Source organism: Enterobacter cloacae complex sp. OE43NF (genome assembly GCF_023544405.1).
Classification (GTDB): Bacteria; Pseudomonadota; Gammaproteobacteria; order Enterobacterales; family Enterobacteriaceae; genus Enterobacter; species Enterobacter cloacae.
On sequence record NZ_JAMJFW010000006.1, the window covers coordinates 1 to 19,084 of the forward strand.

General features: G+C 56.6%; 18 protein-coding genes. 17 read left to right on the forward strand and 1 reads right to left on the reverse strand.

All coding sequences use genetic code 11. The features are described from left to right. Nucleotides 1–155: 155 nt before the first annotated feature. From flhD to cheW, 6 genes are all read left to right on the forward strand, one after another. A complete protein-coding gene (flhD, locus tag M8370_RS04260; protein WP_013096050.1) occupies nucleotides 156–506 on the forward strand; it encodes a flagellar transcriptional regulator FlhD in 351 nt (116 codons plus the stop codon). Between the two features lie 2 nt (nucleotides 507–508). After that, nucleotides 509–1,087: a flagellar transcriptional regulator FlhC gene (flhC, locus tag M8370_RS04265; protein ID WP_013096051.1), complete on the forward strand. Its 579-nt coding sequence runs from the start codon at nucleotides 509–511 to the stop codon at nucleotides 1,085–1,087. Between the two features lie 123 nt (nucleotides 1,088–1,210). Continuing rightward, on the forward strand, nucleotides 1,211–2,098 hold the full coding sequence (motA, locus tag M8370_RS04270) for a flagellar motor stator protein MotA (RefSeq protein ID WP_008500417.1): 888 nt from the start codon (nucleotides 1,211–1,213) through the stop codon (nucleotides 2,096–2,098). Continuing rightward, the gene (gene motB, locus M8370_RS04275) at nucleotides 2,095–3,024 is read left to right on the forward strand and encodes a flagellar motor protein MotB (RefSeq protein WP_013096052.1); all 930 of its coding nucleotides are present in this window, start codon (nucleotides 2,095–2,097) and stop codon (nucleotides 3,022–3,024) included. Before motA ends, motB begins: the two co-directional genes overlap by 4 nt. 4 nt (nucleotides 3,025–3,028) lie before the next feature. Then, on the forward strand, nucleotides 3,029–5,065 hold the full coding sequence (gene cheA, locus M8370_RS04280; RefSeq protein ID WP_250020541.1) for a chemotaxis protein CheA: 2,037 nt from the start codon (nucleotides 3,029–3,031) through the stop codon (nucleotides 5,063–5,065). A 19-nt stretch (nucleotides 5,066–5,084) separates the two neighbouring features. Next, entirely contained in the window at nucleotides 5,085–5,588 is a 504-nt protein-coding gene (gene cheW, locus M8370_RS04285; protein WP_013096054.1) for a chemotaxis protein CheW, read from the forward strand. Between the two features lie 104 nt (nucleotides 5,589–5,692). Here cheW and M8370_RS04290 read toward each other — a convergent pair whose 3' ends face one another. Continuing rightward, entirely contained in the window at nucleotides 5,693–6,952 is a 1,260-nt protein-coding gene (locus M8370_RS04290; protein ID WP_250020542.1) for a dicarboxylate/amino acid:cation symporter, read from the reverse strand. A gap of 428 nt (nucleotides 6,953–7,380) precedes the next feature. Here M8370_RS04290 and M8370_RS04295 point away from each other — a divergent pair, with 428 nt between their 5' ends. The 11 genes from M8370_RS04295 (at nucleotide 7,381) to cheZ (ending at nucleotide 19,004) form a co-directional block, all read left to right on the forward strand. After that, a complete protein-coding gene (locus M8370_RS04295; RefSeq protein ID WP_013096056.1) occupies nucleotides 7,381–7,953 on the forward strand; it encodes a Csu type fimbrial protein in 573 nt (190 codons plus the stop codon). Between the two features lie 12 nt (nucleotides 7,954–7,965). After that, entirely contained in the window at nucleotides 7,966–8,514 is a 549-nt protein-coding gene (locus tag M8370_RS04300; RefSeq protein ID WP_020687631.1) for a Csu type fimbrial protein, read from the forward strand. A 16-nt stretch (nucleotides 8,515–8,530) separates the two neighbouring features. Beyond that, on the forward strand, nucleotides 8,531–9,292 hold the full coding sequence (locus M8370_RS04305) for a fimbrial biogenesis chaperone (RefSeq protein ID WP_038419938.1): 762 nt from the start codon (nucleotides 8,531–8,533) through the stop codon (nucleotides 9,290–9,292). Next, entirely contained in the window at nucleotides 9,268–11,652 is a 2,385-nt protein-coding gene (locus tag M8370_RS04310; RefSeq protein ID WP_250020543.1) for a fimbria/pilus outer membrane usher protein, read from the forward strand. Before M8370_RS04305 ends, M8370_RS04310 begins: the two co-directional genes overlap by 25 nt. Further along, nucleotides 11,649–12,611, forward strand: coding sequence for a Csu type fimbrial protein (locus M8370_RS04315; protein WP_038420939.1), 963 nt, complete (start codon nucleotides 11,649–11,651; stop codon nucleotides 12,609–12,611). The genes M8370_RS04310 and M8370_RS04315 overlap by 4 nt, the downstream gene beginning before the upstream one ends. An 85-nt stretch (nucleotides 12,612–12,696) precedes the next feature. After that, complete coding sequence (gene tar, locus M8370_RS04320) at nucleotides 12,697–14,364, forward strand: methyl-accepting chemotaxis protein II (protein WP_013096061.1); 1,668 nt, start codon at nucleotides 12,697–12,699, stop codon at nucleotides 14,362–14,364. Between the two features lie 44 nt (nucleotides 14,365–14,408). Then, the gene (gene tap / locus M8370_RS04325) at nucleotides 14,409–16,010 is read left to right on the forward strand and encodes a methyl-accepting chemotaxis protein IV (protein ID WP_250020544.1); all 1,602 of its coding nucleotides are present in this window, start codon (nucleotides 14,409–14,411) and stop codon (nucleotides 16,008–16,010) included. A gap of 19 nt (nucleotides 16,011–16,029) precedes the next feature. After that, complete coding sequence (gene cheR, locus M8370_RS04330; RefSeq protein ID WP_008500429.1) at nucleotides 16,030–16,896, forward strand: protein-glutamate O-methyltransferase CheR; 867 nt, start codon at nucleotides 16,030–16,032, stop codon at nucleotides 16,894–16,896. Beyond that, a complete protein-coding gene (locus M8370_RS04335) occupies nucleotides 16,893–17,942 on the forward strand; it encodes a protein-glutamate methylesterase/protein-glutamine glutaminase (protein ID WP_003859716.1) in 1,050 nt (349 codons plus the stop codon). Before cheR ends, M8370_RS04335 begins: the two co-directional genes overlap by 4 nt. A gap of 17 nt (nucleotides 17,943–17,959) precedes the next feature. Then, nucleotides 17,960–18,349, forward strand: a complete 390-nt coding sequence (gene cheY, locus M8370_RS04340; RefSeq protein WP_250020545.1) for a chemotaxis response regulator CheY — start codon at nucleotides 17,960–17,962, stop codon at nucleotides 18,347–18,349. 10 nt (nucleotides 18,350–18,359) lie between these two features. Continuing rightward, on the forward strand, nucleotides 18,360–19,004 hold the full coding sequence (cheZ, locus tag M8370_RS04345; protein ID WP_013096065.1) for a protein phosphatase CheZ: 645 nt from the start codon (nucleotides 18,360–18,362) through the stop codon (nucleotides 19,002–19,004). Nucleotides 19,005–19,084: the final 80 nt, after the last annotated feature.

Consider the following 19,084-nt stretch of genomic DNA (forward strand, 5'->3'; position numbering starts at 1 on the left):
CATCCGCGCTTCGTTGGTGCACGTTTTGCAGAATACAAACCTAAATTCAACTATGCATTTAGCCTTTTTTTTAAATACCGGGTGTTTTCCCGGCGACATCACGGGGTGCGGTCTTTCCGCATAAAAATAATAGTTGGTTATTCGGGATGGGAAAAATGCATACATCCGAGTTGCTAAAACATATCTATGACATCAACCTGTCATATTTACTGCTCGCGCAGCGATTGATTAGTCAGGACAAAGCGTCCGCGATGTTTCGTTTAGGTATTAACGAAGAGATGGCAACCATGCTGGGCGGGTTAACCCTGCCGCAAATGGTTAAACTGGCTGAAACGAATCAACTGGTTTGCCAGTTCCGCTTCGATAATCCTCAGACTATCACGCGGCTGACACAGGAATCTCGTGTGGACGATCTGCAACAGATCCATACCGGTATTCTTCTCTCCACCCGCTTGCTCAACGAAATCAGCCAGCCTGATGACGCAGCCCGTAAAAAAAGAGCGTAGAAATGAGCGAGAAAAGCATTGTTCAGGAAGCGCGTGACATACAGTTGGCCATGGAGCTGATTACACTGGGTGCTCGTTTACAAATGCTGGAAAGCGAAACTCAGTTGAGCCGTGGTCGTCTCATCAAACTGTACAAAGAGTTACGTGGTAGTCCCCCACCGAAAGGAATGTTGCCGTTTTCAACGGACTGGTTTATGACCTGGGAGCAGAACATTCACGCCTCAATGTTCTGTAATGCCTGGCAGTACCTTCTCAAAACCGGTTTGTGTAGCGGCGTCGATGCCGTGATCAAAGCGTATAAACTTTACCTTGAACAATGCCCACAGCAGGAAGAGGGTCCCCTGCTGGCGCTGACCCGCGCATGGACGCTGGTGCGTTTTGTTGAGAGCGGAATGCTTGAATTGTCGCGCTGCAACTGCTGCGATGGCAATTTCATTACCCATGCTCATCAGCCTGCAGGCAGCTTCGCCTGTAGTTTATGTCAGCCTCCATCCCGTGCAGTAAAAAGACGTAAACTTTCCCGGGATGCTGCCGATATTATTCCACAACTGCTGGATGAACAGATCGAACAAGCTGTTTAACCCGAACGTGTGGGAAAGATTCCAGCAGCGGTAAGCCATTACCGCTGCTTTTTTTTATCCTGGATTCGGTAAACGCTGCGAGCTGAACGTCCTTGCCATAGTCACTAGCGGAAGGATGATGTCGTGCTTATCTTATTAGGTTACCTGGTAGTTCTCGGTACAGTTTTCGGCGGTTACATGATGACCGGCGGGCACCTTGGAGCACTCTATCAACCGGCTGAACTTATTATCATCGGCGGCGCAGGGGTAGGGGCTTTTATCGTTGGCAACAACGGGAAATCGATCAAGGGGACGCTGAAAGCTATTCCATTGCTGTTCCGTCGCTCGAAATACACCAAAAGCATGTATATGGATCTACTGGCTCTGCTCTATCGCCTGATGGCGAAGTCGCGCCAGCAGGGGATGTTCTCGCTGGAACGGGATATCGAAAACCCGAAAGAGAGCGAGATTTTTGCCAGCTACCCGCGCATCCTTGCCGATGCCATGATGCTGGATTTCATTGTCGATTACCTGCGCCTGATCATCAGCGGCAATATGAATACCTTCGAAATTGAAGCGCTGATGGACGAAGAGATCGAAACCCACGAGAGCGAATCCGAAGTGCCGGCCAACAGCCTGGCGCTGGTGGGGGACTCATTGCCGGCCTTCGGTATCGTGGCGGCGGTCATGGGGGTTGTTCACGCGCTGGCCTCGGCGGATCGCCCGGCGGCAGAGCTGGGGGCGCTGATTGCCCACGCCATGGTGGGAACCTTCCTCGGTATTTTGCTGGCGTATGGTTTTATCTCTCCACTGGCCAGCGTTCTGCGCCAGAAGAGCGCGGAAACCACCAAAATGATGCAGTGCGTGAAGATTACGCTGCTCTCTAACCTCAACGGTTATGCGCCACCGATCGCGGTTGAGTTTGGCCGTAAAACGCTTTACTCCAGCGAGCGTCCGTCGTTTATCGAGCTTGAAGAACACGTGCGTGCGGTGAAAAACCCAAACCAACAGACGACAACTGAGGACGCATGAAAAACCAGTCCCATCCGATCGTCATCGTAAAAAAGCGCAAGCATAAGGGGCATGGGCACGGTGCGCATGGTTCCTGGAAAATTGCCTACGCCGATTTTATGACCGCAATGATGGCCTTCTTTCTGGTGATGTGGTTGATCTCGATCTCCAGCCCGAAAGAGCTGATTCAGATTGCGGAATACTTCCGTACGCCGTTGGCGACTGCGGTCTCCGGTGGGCCGCGTATCTCTAACAGTGACAGCCCGATCCCCGGCGGCGGTGATGATTACACCCAGAAGCAGGGTGAGGTGAAAAAAGAGCCGAACATCGATGAGCTGAAGAGAAAGATGGAGCAGGCGCGTCTGAAGAAACTGCGCGGCGATCTCGATCAGCTGATTGAAGCGGACCCGAAACTGCGCGCGCTGCGACCGCATCTGAAGATCGATCTGGTGCAGGAAGGGCTGCGTATCCAGATTATTGATAGCCAGAACCGCCCGATGTTCAAAACCGGTAGCGCCGAGGTTGAACCCTATATGCGCGATATTTTGCGCGCCATTGCCCCGGTGCTGAATGGTATTCCAAACCGCATTAGCCTGTCAGGCCACACGGATGACTTCCCGTACGCCACGGGCGAGAAGGGATACAGCAACTGGGAGCTTTCTGCCGATCGTGCCAACGCCTCGCGTCGCGAGCTGGTGGCGGGTGGGCTTGATGATGGCAAGGTACTGCGCGTGGTCGGCATGGCAGCAACCATGCGTGTCTCCGACCGCGGGCCGGATGACGCCATCAACCGTCGTATCAGTCTTTTAGTGCTGAACCAGCAGGCGGAGCAGGCCATCCTGCATGAAAACGCCGAAAGTCAGAATGAGTCACTGGACGATTTAAAACAGCCTGGGGCCGTTCCTTCGGCTGCCGTTCCAACATCGCCACCAGCCAATCCGAGGTGATAGCGTGAGCATGGATATTAGCGATTTTTACCAGACATTCTTTGATGAAGCCGACGAATTGTTGGCGGATATGGAGCAACATTTGCTGGATTTGGTGCCAGAAGCGCCAGACTCCGAGCAGCTCAATGCCATCTTCCGCGCTGCGCACTCCATTAAAGGCGGAGCCGGAACATTTGGATTTACCATCCTGCAGGAAACCACCCATTTAATGGAAAACCTGCTTGATGAAGCACGACGCGGTGAGTTGCAGCTCAATACCGACATTATCAACCTGTTTTTGGAAACCAAAGATATTATGCAGGAACAGCTCGACGCCTATAAAAGTTCGGCAGAGCCTGATGCCGCCAGCTTTGAATACATCTGCAATGCGCTGCGCCAGCTTGCGCTGGAAGCAAAAGGTGAGGTCGCCGCAGCCGTTGTTCCTGCAGCCAAACTGAGCGTTGTTGATGCGCCAGCGGCTGAAGATGCAGCACCTGCCGCCGCTAAAGCGGGGAAACTGCGCGTTGTGCTGTCGCGCCTGAAAGAGAACGAAGTCAACCTGCTGGAAGAGGAGCTGGGTAACCTGGCGACATTAAGCAACGTGGTAAAAGGCAAAGACAGCCTTGCTGCGACGCTCGATGACGGTATCAGCCAGGACGACATCGTGGCAGTGCTGTGTTTTGTTATCGAAGCCGATCAAATCGCCTTTGAAACGGAAGCGGTTGCCGTTGACGCGCCTGCTGCAGTGGGGGAGGTTGCCGCTGTGGCTCAGGCTGCTGCGCCCGCGGTCGCCCCTGCTGCCCCGGCGTTGAAAGCCGTTCCTAAAGAGGCTGCTGCCCCGGGCCGTGGTGAAAAACCGGCGGCGCGCTCCAGCGAATCGACCAGTATTCGCGTTGCCGTAGAGAAGGTTGACCAGCTGATCAACCTGGTCGGCGAGCTGGTGATCACCCAGTCAATGCTGGCCCAGCGTTCTAACGAACTGGACCCGGTCACGCACGGCGATCTGATTACCAGCATGGGGCAGTTACAGCGTAACGCCCGCGATCTGCAGGAATCGGTGATGTCCATCCGTATGATGCCGATGGAATACGTCTTCAGCCGCTTCCCGCGTCTGGTGCGCGACCTGGCCGGTAAACTCAATAAGCAGATTGAACTGACGCTGATGGGCAGCTCCACCGAGCTGGATAAGAGCCTGATTGAACGCATTATCGATCCGTTAACGCACCTGGTGCGTAACAGCCTGGACCACGGTATCGAACTGCCGGAAAACCGTATTGCCGCCGGAAAATCCCCGGTCGGTAACCTGATCCTGTCTGCGGAGCACCAGGGCGGGAACATCTGTATTGAAGTGACCGATGACGGCGCGGGCCTTAACCGCGAGCGTATCCTGGCGAAGGCGATTTCGCAGGGGATGGCGGTCAGCGAAAACATGACCGATGAAGAAGTGGGCATGCTGATCTTCGCCCCGGGTTTCTCAACCGCCGAGCAGGTGACGGATGTCTCCGGACGCGGCGTGGGAATGGACGTGGTGAAGCGTAACATTCAGGAAATGGGCGGCCACGTCGAAATCCAGTCTAAGCAAGGTTCTGGTACCACCATTCGTATTCTGCTGCCGCTGACGCTGGCGATCCTCGACGGTATGTCGGTGAAAGTGGCGGACGAAGTCTTCATTCTGCCGCTGAACGCGGTAATGGAATCACTGCAGCCACGTGAAGAAGATCTGCACCCACTGGCAGGTGGCGAGCGCGTGCTCGAAGTGCGTGGGGAATACCTGCCGCTGGTGGAACTGTGGAAAGTCTTCGAAGTCGACGGGGCGAAAACAGAGGCCACGCAGGGTATCGTCGTGATCCTGCAAAGTGCGGGTCGCCGCTACGCGCTGCTGGTTGACCAGTTGATTGGTCAGCACCAGGTGGTGGTGAAGAACCTCGAAAGCAACTACCGCAAAGTGCCGGGTATTTCTGCCGCCACCATTCTGGGTGATGGTAGCGTGGCGCTGATCGTCGACGTGTCGGCGCTTCAGGGATTAAATCGTGAACAACGTGTGGCGTACACAGCCGCCTGATTAAGTAAAGGGTAAGAACATGACCGGTATGAGTAATGTAACGAAACTGGCGGGCGAGCCATCAGGACAGGAGTTCCTGGTATTCACTTTAGGCGATGAGGAGTACGGCATCGATATCCTGAAAGTGCAGGAAATTCGTGGTTACGATCAGGTTACCCGCATCGCAAACACGCCAGCGTTTATTAAAGGCGTCACCAACCTGCGCGGCGTGATTGTGCCTATCGTTGACCTGCGCGTGAAGTTCAGCCAGGGCGATGTGGAGTATAACGATAACACCGTGGTGATTGTCCTCAATCTGGGGCAGCGCGTGGTCGGTATCGTGGTGGATGGCGTGTCTGACGTGCTTTCACTGACGTCTGACCAAATCCGTCCGGCGCCGGAGTTTGCGGTCACGCTGTCTACCGAGTACCTGACGGGGCTGGGGGCGCTGGGTGAGCGTATGTTGATTCTGGTAAACATCGAGAAGCTGTTGAACAGCGAAGAGATGGCGTTGCTGGATATCGCGGCGAACCATGTAGCGTAGGTAAATGCAAAACGGCAATCCAGGTTGCCGTTTTTTGTGTTTGCTCCCTCTCCCGGTGGGAGAGGGGTGGGGTGAGGGCATCAGGCCACACCCCTTTTGTATTCTTACACTTCCTGCTCTACCAGCTCCGCTTCAGCTTCCCGCGCCCCTTCATTCTGCGACAGCATCGCGGTTGCAATCCCGTTACCCAGCACGTTAATGGCGGAACGCCCCATATCCAGGAAGTGGTCGATCCCCATCAGCAGCAGAATACCCGCCACCGGAATATTAAAGCTTGGGATGGTCGCCGCCAGTACCACCAGCGAAGAGCGTGGTACCCCCGCAATGCCTTTTGATGCCAGCATCAGCGTCAGCATCAGAACGGTAACCTCAGAGAAACTCAAATGAATATTGTACGCCTGAGCGATAAACATTGAGGCAAAAGAGCAGTAGACCATCGAACCGACCAGGTTAAAGGAATACCCAATTGGCAGGACGAAAGAGGCGATGCTGCGCGAACAGCCAAATCGCTCCAGTTGCTCAAGGGTTTTCGGATACGCTGCCTCGGAGCTGCTGGTGGTAAAGGCGACCAGCACCGGATCTTTCAGCATGCTGAGCAGGCGGAACACCTCTTTTTTCAGCACCATGTAACCCACTGCCAGCAACACCATGCAGGTGAGCAGGATCGCCACATAGTAGCCGCCAATAAAGGAGGCATAGTTCAGTAGAATGCCGAGACCCTGGGTGGCAATCACCGACGAGATCGCAGCGAAAATCGCCAGCGGGGCAACATACATGACGTAGCCCGTGACCTTCAGCATGATATGGGATACCACATCCAGCGCCGCGACCAGCGGGGCGTTGAATTTCTGGCCCAGCGACGCGCCGCCGATGCCAAAGAACATGGAGAACACTACAATTTGCAGAATTTCATTGTTCGCCATCGCCCCGGCAATGCTGGTCGGAATGGTGTGGGAGAGGAACGCTTTCAGGGTCATGCCGCCGACGGCCAGCCCGGTTTCCACTGCTTCAGTGGGGATCGTCAGGTTCAGACCGCTGCCTGGATGCTCCAGAGTGACAATAAACAGCCCCACCAGAATAGAAAGTACCGATGAGCTGATAAACCATACCATCGCTTTACCGCCTACGCGGCCAATAGTCGAGGTTTCGCCCATTTTCATAATGCCGACCGTCAGCGTGCTGAAGACCAACGGTGCAATCACCATTTTGATCAGTCGCAGAAAAATATCGGTGAGAAGCGTAATGTTATCCGACCAGGTTTTGATGGCATCCGCAGATGCGTATTCATGAATGGCCGCCCCTGAAAGAATACCCGCCAGCATGAATATCACGATGAAGAGCGTAAGTTTGTTTGCACTTGCCACGAAAAAGACCCCTATGCGCTGTAGATGTCGCCCGCGCAGATATATATGGATTTTTTATTACTGCGCGGGAAATTATTCGGCACATAAATTGAAGTAAAGCGGGGGGAGATACAACTCCTTTTTAAATTTTATTAATTTTGTTGCTAATGCTGCGACGATATATTGTGACGCTCATCACACTTTAATGGGGTATATCCTCAGGCAACATTCGGTAAATTCCGTTTATAAATCAATAACCCAATGTTTCTAAAATCATTTCTCTGTCAATCGGACAAGGGGGTGACTGACATGGCCGCCAGTGGTCGAAGCGATAACCATAAACTAAATTCTCAATAACCCCCTCGGAGGAACATTAAGCGGGGCTAACATCTTGAACGTTAAAACTAAATTGTTGTACGTGAACGGAGACGTCTTCTGGAGGGTGGTAAATGAAAAGAAAACGCCTTTTGACCTGCGCTGGCATTCTGTTAACCGCGACAACCGCCCATCAGGCGCTGGCGGTCACCAGTAGTGGCACTATCGGCGCGACGCTGACATTGACAAACGGGTGCCTGATTAATGGATCGCCCACCCAAAACGGCATTAACTTCGGGACACTGGATTTCGGGACCCATCCTGCAACCTTTTCCACCCTGACGACGCAGTTGACCGGTGCCAGCGGCGGAAACACCTTCACGATTCAATGTACAACCGCCAGCTACACGGTGGCGATAACCGGGAATACCAACTCCACTGCGCCGGGCACCGTCGTTGGCACGACGGGGACACCCGCCCGCTATCTGATCAACACCACCAACACGGCGCAGGGTGTGGCATACAGCCTGTATAGCGACAGCGGATTTAATAACGTTGTGGCGAATAACGCGGCATTGCCGATCGCGTCCACGGCCGGTGGGGTGGACAGTTACACCCTCTACGGGCGTATTACCGGCGGCGGAAACAGCGTTACGGTGGTACCGGGGACCTACACCGACACCATAAATGTCAGCGTAACCTATTAGCCCACTTAGCCCATGAAGACCGCTTTTTCAGGTCTGCGCCACTGCGCAGAGGGGATCGTGCATCTTTTTTTTACGCTGATCCTCGGGCTGGCGCTGGTGCCGGTCGCTATGGCCGTCACGTCGCAGTCCTTTAAGGTCAGCGCGACCATTGTGCCGGGATGCGCGGTGAGCACCGGCAGTGGGGGGCTGTTAGGCACGCTGAACTTCGGTACCCATACCGGCGTGGAGAGTGCTCCGGTGAGCACCAGCTTCGTACCAAACGGGGCACTCTCGATCGCCTGTACGCCAGGCGTGGCGCTGAGTATGAGTATTAACGGCGGGCAGAATTACGCCTCCGTGCGGCGAATGACGCGCAACGGCGGGAACGACGTGGTGGGATACCGGCTTTACAGCAGCAGTTCACTTGCGGCGAACAGCGAAATAGGGGTCAACCAGGCGATTCCGGTGACCTATACCAACAGCAATAACATCGCGCTGCCGCTGTTTGGCGTGGCGCTATTGACCGGGTTCAGCCCGGCAGGAACCTATTCTGATCAACTTACCGTGACCTTGTCATGGTGATAAAGGGAGAGAGTCGATGACGGCATATTTCAGGCGCATATGTCTGGGAAGTTTGCTGGGGGTGATGGCCGTGGCGGCAGGCCAGGTGCAGGCCGCCGCGACCATTCTGTTATGGCCTATCGATCCGTGGCTGGCGGCTGATGCCAAAGCCACGGAGCTGTGGATCCAGAATCAAGGAAACAGCCCAACCACCATGCAGGTACGCATTGTGCGCTGGAAGCAGGAGGGCGGGTTCGAACGTTACAGTGCTCAGCAGGATGTGGTGGCCAGCCCGCCAATTGTCACCATCGCAGCGGGCAGCAAGCAGCTTATTCGTCTTATCAAACAGGGGACGGTTCCGGTGGGGGTCGAGCAGGCCTACCGCATTATTGTCGATGAAATTCCTCAGCCGGACAACAAAGCCGAACCGGCTATCGGCCTCAAACTGCAGATGCGTTATTCCATTCCCCTTTTTGTCTATGGGCAGGGGATCCCGACAAGCAAAGAGGGGGCGCACCATGCGTTTGTGGATACGCACAACCTCAGCTGGCGGGTAAAAAATGAGGGCGGACAGCCTCACCTGGAGGTTAACAACCGGGGAGATGTACACGTCAGGCTCAGTCAGGTTTCGCTGGTGCAGGGCGGGCAGAAACGTCCTGTTGCTGAGGGATTGCTGGGCTACGTGCTGGCGGGCAGTACCCGCAGCTGGGCCATCCCGGCCGGAATTCGGCAGCCAGACCAGATGCGCGCGCAGATTAACGCCAGGGATGAACAATGGCAGTCGACGCCCGTCAACTGAAACCGGCGATGATGATCCTGCTTTGCGTCACGACCAGCGCCTGGGCAGAACCCGGCGATGACAGTTTACCGCCGCCTCCCGAGGCCCGGGCGGTGAACGATGAGGCGGTTTTTCAGCTTGGCCTCATAGTGAACCACTACGATACCGGTCTGGTGGTGCCCGTGACGCAGCGTAAAGGCGCTTACTTTGTCTCGAGCGCCGATTTGCTGCGTGCCGGGCTGCCGCCGGAGCATGTGCCGACCGGCGAGGTGGATCTCTCATCGCTTGCTCAGGTTCGCGTGGAGTACGACAGCGCCGGACAGCGTCTGCTGCTCAGCGTGCCCCGCGAATGGGTGGCCTCCCGGGTGACCTCCTTTGGCGGGCAAACCGCGCAAAGCAAACCCCACTTTGGGCGCGGGGCGCTGCTGAATTACGATCTTTATACCAACCACACGGAACACGTGGGCGGCCAGGCTTCTCTGTGGCATGAGTTCCGCTACTTCAATGAACGCGGCTCGCTCTCTTCTACCGGTTATGTGCGGAAAAATTTCGCTGGCGATGACGGCCAGCAGGCCGGATATGTGCGCTATGACACCACCCTGCTGGTCACCAACGAAGAGGACGCCACCACCTGGACGGCCGGGGATGTGATCAGCGATGCCCTGAGCTGGAGCTCCAGCGTGCGTATGGGTGGGATAAGCTACGGGCGTGACTTCTCCCTGCGCCCGGATCTGGTGACCTGGCCGCTACCGGAATTCTCCGGGGAAGCAGCGGTTCCCACCTCGGTCGATCTCTTTATTAATGGCTATCGGTCTGGCTCTACGCAGCTTCAGCCGGGCCCCTTTACCCTGACGAATCTGCCCTATATTAACGGGGCCGGGGACGCGGTGCTGATCACCACCGATGCGCTGGGACGGCAGGTGAGCACTACGCTGCCGTTCTATGTCACCAGCGAACTGCTTAAACGCGGCTTGAGCGATGGGGCGGTGACGCTGGGAAGCCTGCGGCGCAACTACGGGATCGACAATTTTGACTATGGTCCGGCGGCGGGCAGCGGTTCGTATCGCTACGGGGTAACGGACTGGCTGACCCTTGAAGCTCACGCGGAAGGGGCGGAGTCGCTGGTGCTGGGTGGGGCCGGGACGGTGGTGAAGCTCGGGCACTTTGGCGTTGTGAATACCGCGTATACCCAAAGCCGGATGCGCGGCGATGAGGGCGGGCAGATCGCCTGGGGCTATCAGTACAGCACCAGCGATTTTAGCCTTGCCACTCAACATACGCGACGCGATCGCGGTTTTGGCAACCTGGCCCTCTATGACCAGCCGACGATCTATGACGAAAACGACCGGCCTGTCGCCAGCTTCAGCCGCAATACCGATCAATATTCCCTGACCTTTAACCTTGGGCAGTACGGCAATATCGGGGCTGCCTGGATCGGTGTGGAGAGTTTTGACAGCCAGAAAACAGAACTGCTTAACCTCTCATGGAGCCGCAACCTGTGGGGCGCGAGCAGTCTTTACCTCGCCGCAAGCCGTGATCAGCAGCGGGGCGACTGGACGGTTGCACTCTCGCTACAGGTCCCGCTTGGGGAACGGGACAGCGCCGCAGTCACCTTCGAAAACACGCCGGAGGCAGGCAGCACGCAGCGCATCAACTACAACCACTCCATGCCTTCCGATGGCGGGTTAAGCTGGAACATGGCATGGGCGCATCAGTCGCGGGCGAACAATTATCAGCAGGGAACCTTGGGCTGGCGTAACAATAATATCGAAGTGCAGGGTGGGGCCTACGGTGAAAAGGACATGATGACCTGGTGGAGCGAGGCGCTGGGCTCCATTGTGCTGATGGACGGCGAGCTGTTTGCGGCGAATAAAATCAACGACGCCTTTGTGGTGATCAGCACTGATGGTCAACCGGATGTACCCGTCAGCTATGAGAATCAGCCGGTCGGCAAAACGAATCGCAACGGCTATCTGCTGGTGAGCGGCGTGTCGGCCTATTACCCGGCCAGTTACCGCATTGACACCCTTAATCTGCCTGCCGATACGCGTCTGAAAGAGACCGAACGCCGGATTGCGATCCGCCGCCACAGTGGTTATCTGGTGGACTTCCCTATGGAGCAGGAGCGGGTGGCAAGCGTCATTCTGCATGATGCCGAGGGACAGGCCATTCCGGTGGGCAGCCAGGTCAGACGTGCCTCACGCAGCAACGCGGTGGTGGGTTATGACGGGATCGCCTGGCTGGAAAATCTTAGCGACGTCAATTTGCTGGAGGTTATTACCCCGACGGGGAAACGGTGCCAGGCGACGCTGACCGTTGGCGCGAACCCGGAACACAGGCTGCAAACCTACGGGCCGCTGGTATGTCGGGAGGCACGATGACGCGTTATCTGCTGGTGATTCTGCTGCTCTTCTCCGGTGCCAGCGGCGCGGCCTGCACCGTCAGTACGGTGAATGCGTCGTTTGGCAGCGTGACCTCGTTCGCGCTGAGCGGAACCGGGGAAGTGGAAACCACAGGCACGCTGGTGGTGGCCTGCGATACAGTCCTCAACCTGCTTACCAACGACTCGGTGGCGCTGACTTACACCTCGGCATCGATATTCGCCAACAGTCGCGCCACCCTGAAGCGCACGGACAATGCGGCTATTACCGATGTCATACCCACGCGCCTGTGCGCTGCCTCCGGCTGTGGCGGTAGCAGCGAAGTGCAGATCGGTAATGCCTATACCTGGAGCGGGAACACGCTGCTCGGGCTGCTGGGGTCGAAGCGCTACAACATTCCGCTCTATTTCCGTACGGTGCCGGGACAGAACGTCTCGGCCGGGCCGTATCAGGTGCTGCTGACATTCAGCATTAATTACAACGTCTGTGCCGTTGGCGCTGCCGGACTTTGCCTGACGCCGCAAACCGGCACGGCCACCACCACGATCCTTCTCAACATGACCGTCACTAACGACTGCAGCACCATGACCACCCCGGACGTGAATTTCAACAGCGCGCCGCTGGTACAAAGTTTTCCAACCGTCTCGCAGGCCATCGCCGTCACCTGCACCAAAGGCAGTACCTATACCATAGGGATTAATAATGGTGCCAACGCGCTGAACAACGTTCGTCGCATGGTGAGCGGCAGTAACTACATGAGTTACGACATCTATAAAGAAGCGACCACCAACCGCTGGGGCAGCAGCGGCACCGAACGCTGGACCAGTGCGACCTCGTCCCAGGTCAGTACCGACGGATTACTGCGTACCTACAATTACACCGCCAAAGTCCTGACCGGGCAGGCCACGCCCCCCGCCGGAACCTATACCGACACGCTGATTGTTGACGTGGCGTTCTAACCCCCGCGCTTTTCCCTTTCGCAAATGTAAAGTTCCTGTGGCCTGTGCCGATAACACCGTTAATAAATCTATGAGAAGGTGTTGTATGTTGAACCGTATCCGCGTTGTCACAATGCTCATGATGGTGCTGGTCATTTTCGCACTACTTCAGCTTATCTCCGGTGGGCTTTTTTTCTCGTCGTTAAAACAGAATCAGGACAGTTTCGCCGCCTCAAACGATCTGCGCCTGCAGCAGAGTGAACTCACGTCAACGTGGGATTTGATGCTGCAAACGCGTATCAACCTGAGCCGCTCCTCCGCCCGCATGATGATGGATCCCAATAACCAGCAGAGCAGCGCGAAAACCGATCTGCTGAAAAATGCCCGCGCGACCCTTGCGGATGCCGCAAAGCACTACGACGCCTTTAAGAAGATCGCCCCGCAGCCTGCCATGGAGCAGGTGAGTCAGAACATCGACGAAAAATATAACGCCTACTATGCCGGTCTGACGGAGCTAATCCAGTTCCTGGAGAGCGGCAACATGGACGCCTATTTCGCCCAGCCGACACAAGGAATGCAAAACGCGCTCGGCGCGGCGCTGAGTGAATACGCCAAAGCCAGCGCAGATCTCTACCACTCGGCCTTTACGGAAAGCCAGAATGATTACCGCTTTGCCAAATGGCAGATGGCGGTAATGGCGCTGGCGCTGGCCATTGTGCTGATCGCGGTATGGTACGGCATTCGCCATAGCCTGCTGAACCCATTGGGTCGCGTCATTGCCCATATCCGCGAGATTGCCAGCGGCGATTTGACCAAAACGCTGACCGTCTCCGGGCGTAACGAAATCACCGAACTGGCTAACAGCGTAGACCATATGCAGCGTTCGCTTATCGATACCGTTGCCAACGTGCGTAGCGGCACGGATGCCATCTATACCGGCACCAGCGAAATTGCGATGGGCAATAACGATCTCTCTTCCCGTACCGAACAGCAGGCCTCCGCGCTGGAAGAGACCGCGGCCAGCATGGAACAGCTCACCGCCACCGTGAAGCAGAACGCGGATAACGCGCGTCAGGCTTCTCAGCTGGCAGAAAGCGCGTCCGAAACGGCGCAACGTGGCGGTCGGGTGGTGGATGGGGTGGTGAAAACCATGCATGAAATTGCCGACAGCTCAAAGAAAATCGCTGACATCATCAGCGTGATCGACGGCATTGCCTTCCAGACCAATATCCTGGCGCTGAACGCCGCCGTTGAGGCCGCGCGTGCGGGTGAACAGGGGCGCGGGTTTGCGGTGGTAGCCGGTGAAGTGCGTAATCTCGCCAGCCGCAGCGCTAACGCGGCGAAAGAGATTAAAGCCCTGATTGAAGACTCGGTTTCCCGCGTCGATACCGGCTCCGTGCTGGTGGAAAGCGCAGGGGAGACCATGAATGACATCGTGAATGCCGTTACCCGCGTAACGGACATCATGGGTGAAATCGCCTCTGCCTCAGATGAGCAGAGTCGTGGTATCGACCAGGTTGCCCTGGCGGTATCGGAAATGGATCGCGTGACACAGCAAAACGCCGCTCTGGTGCAGGAGTCCGCCGCGGCGGCGGCTGCGCTGGAAGACCAGGCGAGCCGTCTGAAGATGGCCGTCTCGGCGTTTCGTCTCGCTTCACTCGCTGGAAATACGGTCACCCCGCAAGCCACGTATCGTGCGCCAGCCGCTGAGCCGGCGGCCACGCGTACCCGCGCCGCGACGACCGGACATGATGAAAACTGGGAAACATTTTGACTGACATTTAAACCGCGGCTGCTTGCCGCTTGATGGGAGCGTGGATGTTAAATCGTATTCGTATCTCGACCACACTGTTTTTGATTCTGATCCTTTGCGGTGTGTTGCAGGTTGGCAGTAACGGGTTGTCTTTTTGGGCGTTTCGCGATGGCTATCAGAATTTGCAGGAAGTTGAGGCGAGTAATCAGCAGCGCTCCGCACTGGCACAAACGCGTGCCGTGCTGTTGCAGGCAAGCACTGCGCTGAACAAGGCGGGAACCTTAACCGCGCTGAGTTATCCGCCGGATGATATCAAGGCGCTGATGGCGACGGCGCGCAACAGCCTTAAGCAGGCCGACGCGCAGTTCAAAACGTTCACCGCGCAGGAGGACGTCAGCGAAAAAGGGAAAGCGCTGAAAGCTGCCATGAAGAAGAACTTTGAGCAGTGGCACAGCGATCTGGATCACCAGGCGACCTGGCTTGAGAACAACCAGCTCTCGGACTTTATGAGCGCGCCGGTGCAGGCCTCACAGGCGGCGTTTGATGACAGCTTTAACGCCTGGCAGCAGGACATTAACCAGTTTGTGCAGCGTGCAGGGGAGAGCAGCCGCATGAGCTACCACATGTCCGGCGTGATTTTTACCGTGGTGGTGATTCTGGCGGCGCTGCTGACCGGTGCCGCGCTGCTCTGGTCGCGCAAGATGATTGTTCAGCCGCTGGCGATTATCAGCAGCCACTTCGACAGCATTGCGAAGGGGGATCTGGCGCGTCCGGTGGCGGTGTATGGCAAAAACGAAATTTCGGCGATCTTTGCCAGCCTGAAGGCGATGCAAGGATCGCTACGGGAAACGGTCTCCGATGTGCGCCAGGGCAGCTATGCCATGCACACCGGGATCTCAGAGATTGCGGCTGGCAATAACGATCTCTCTTCCCGCACCGAGCAACAGGCGGCCTCGCTGGCGCAAACGGCGGCCAGCATGGAACAGCTGACTGCGACGGTAAGCCAGAACGCCGACAACGCGCGCCAGGCGTCAGACCTGTCAAAACAGGCGGCGATGACGGCGAAGAAGGGGGGCGACCAGGCGTCTCATGTGGCCAGCACCATGCAGGATATTGCCGCCAGTTCGCAGAAAATTGGCGACATCATCAGCGTGATTGATGGCATTGCGTTCCAGACCAACATTCTGGCGCTGAACGCGGCTGTGGAAGCGGCGCGTGCGGGTGAGCAGGGGCGCGGGTTTGCTGTGGTGGCGGGTGAAGTCCGTAACCTGGCGAGCCGCAGCGCCAACGCGGCGAAAGAGATCAAAGGGCTGATTGAAGAGTCTGTCTCCCGCGTCCAGCAAGGCTCCGCGCTGGTGGATACGGCGGCGAAAACCATGCACGAGATTGTCACCTCCGTTAGGCGGGTGAACGACATCATGGGCGAAATTGCCTCGGCGTCTGATGAGCAGCGTCGCGGGATTGAGCAGGTGGCCCAGGCGGTAAGCCAGATGGATCAGGTCACGCAGCAGAATGCCTCGTTAGTGGAGGAAGCGGCAGCGGCAACCGATCAGCTGGCCAGTCAGGCGGATCATCTCACCGGGCTGGTCGCGGTATTTAATGTCAAAGAGCACGTTGAAGCAGTAACAGAAGTCGGGCGGTCGCAGGCCGTGCCAGTTGTATCCTGAATGTAATTAAGAAGGCGCTATGACATCACCAATGCCTCCAGGGCAAACGTCATTATTGTTGCAGATGACACAGCGCCTCGCGCTGTCCGACGCGCATTTTCGTCGGATATGTCAGTTAATTTACCAGCGTGCGGGGATCGTGCTTGCTGACCATAAGCGAGACATGGTCTACAACCGTCTGGTGCGGCGCCTGCGTACGCTGGGGCTGGATGACTTTGGTCGCTACCTGAGCATGCTCGAAGCGAACCAGAACAGCGCCGAGTGGCAGGCTTTTATTAACTCTTTAACCACTAACCTGACGGCCTTTTTCCGCGAAGCTCACCACTTCCCGGTACTGGCAGAGCACGCCCGCCGTCGCACCGGGGAATATCGCGTCTGGAGTGCGGCGGCTTCGACCGGGGAAGAGCCTTACTCGCTGGCGATCACCCTTGCCGATACCCTGGGAATGGCGCCGGGTCGCTGGAAAGTGTACGCCAGCGATATCGACACCGAAGTGCTGGAGAAGGCGCGTAACGGCGTCTATCGCCAGGATGAGCTGAAAACGTTGTCGCCTCAGCAGCTTCAGCGTTACTTCATGCGCGGTACCGGCCCGCATGAAGGGCTGGTGCGCGTGCGCCAGGAGCTGGCGAACTGCGTGGAGTTTGCACCGGTTAACCTGCTGGATAAGCAGTACAACGTGCCGGGGCCTTTCGACGCCATTTTTTGCCGTAACGTCATGATCTATTTTGATAAAACGACGCAACAGGACATTCTGCGTCGGTTTGTTCCGTTGCTCAAGCCTGACGGTTTACTGTTTGCCGGGCACTCGGAAAACTTCAGCAACCTCGTGCGTGAGTTTAGCCTGCGTGGGCAAACGGTATATGCGCTGAGTAAGGAAAAAGCATGAGTAAAATCAGGGTATTGTCTGTCGATGATTCGGCGCTGATGCGCCAGATCATGACTGAAATTATCAATAGCCACAGCGACATGGAGATGGTCGCTACCGCGCCGGATCCGCTGGTAGCGCGGGATTTAATTAAAAAATATAACCCCGACGTGCTGACGCTGGATGTCGAGATGCCGCGCATGGATGGCATTGATTTCCTGGAAAAGTTGATGCGTCTGCGTCCGATGCCGGTGGTGATGGTCTCATCGCTGACCGGCAAAGGCTCGGAAATTACGCTGCGCGCGCTGGAGCTGGGGGCGGTGGATTTCGTCACCAAACCCCAGCTTGGCATTCGTGAAGGCATGCTGGCCTACAGCGAAATGATCGCTGAGAAGATCCGCACCGCCTCGCGCGCGAAGCTCGCGGCCCATAAGCCAACGGCTGCCCCGGCAACCCTGAAGGCGGGTCCGTTACTCAGCTCGGAAAAACTGCTGGTGATTGGCGCATCAACCGGAGGAACAGAGGCAATTCGCCATGTACTCCAGCCATTGCCGCTTTCCAGTCCGGGTATTCTGATTACTCAACATATGCCGCCAGGCTTTACCCGCTCGTTCGCGGAGCGTCTGAACAAGCTGTGCCAGATAAGCGTGAAAGAGGCGGAAGATGGCGAACGTGTGCTCCCGGGTCATGCTTACATCGCGCCGGGCGATAAGCATATGGAGCTGGCGCGCAGCGGCGCTAACTATCAAATCAAAATTCATGACGGGCCGCCGGTAAACCGGCACCGTCCGTCGGTGGATGTGCTGTTTCATTCGGTGGCGAAACATGCGGGGCGCAACGCCGTTGGGGTGATCCTGACGGGGATGGGCAACGATGGTGCCGCCGGAATGCTTGCAATGCACCAGGCTGGCGCCTGGACGATTGCGCAGAATGAAGCAAGTTGTGTGGTGTTCGGCATGCCGCGCGAGGCCATCAATATGGGTGGCGTGAGCGAAGTGGTCGATCTTAGCCAGGTAAGCCAGCAGATGCTGGCGAAAATCAGTGCCGGACAGGCAATACGTATTTGACTCAGGAGTATTATTTTATGGCGGATAAAGAGCTTAAGTTTTTGGTTGTGGATGACTTTTCCACCATGCGTCGCATTGTGCGTAACCTGCTGAAAGAGTTGGGCTTCAACAACGTTGAAGAAGCAGAAGACGGCGTGGATGCGCTGAACAAACTGCAGGCGGGCGGGTTTGGTTTTGTTATCTCTGACTGGAACATGCCGAATATGGATGGTCTGGAACTGCTGAAAACCATCCGCGCGGATACAGGCATGGCCTCTATGCCGGTGCTGATGGTGACCGCAGAAGCGAAAAAAGAGAACATCATTGCCGCTGCACAGGCGGGCGCAAGCGGCTATGTGGTGAAGCCATTCACCGCGGCGACCCTGGAAGAGAAGCTCGGTAAGATCTTCGAGAAACTCGGCATGTGAGGTGTTGGTTATGATGCAACCTGCTATGAAACCCGTTGAAGAACATTCGCCCAGCGATATCATTGCCCGCATTGGCAGCCTGACACGCATGCTGCGTGACAGCCTGCGTGAACTGGGGCTGGACCAGGCAATCGCAGAAGCGGCGGAAGCGATTCCTGACGCGCGTGACCGTCTGGACTACGTTGTGCAGATGACCGCGCAAGCGGCTGAACGTGCGCTGAACAGCGTTGAAGCGTCACAACCGCACCAGGATGCGATGGAAAAGGGCGCGAAAGCGCTGACCAAACGCTGGGATGAGTGGTTTGAGAATCCTATCGAGCTGGCGGATGCCCGCGAGCTGGTGACGGATACCCGTCAGTTCCTGGGCGATGTACCGGGCCACACCAGCTTCACCAACGCTCAGCTGCTGGACATCATGATGGCGCAGGATTTCCAGGACCTGACCGGTCAGGTGATCAAGCGCATGATGGATGTGATTCAGGAGATTGAACGTCAGCTGCTGATGGTGCTGCTGGAAAACATCCCGGAACCGGCTGCACGTCCGAAACGCGAGAACGAAAGCCTGCTTAATGGCCCACAGCTCGACGCCACCAAAGCGGGCGTTGTGGCAAGCCAGGATCAGGTAGACGACCTGCTGGACAGCCTCGGCTTCTGATACGCCTTTCCGCCTCAGGTGTGCATGCGCCTGAGGCGGTTAACGCAGAATCACCGAAAAGAGCCCGAATAAACGGGCTT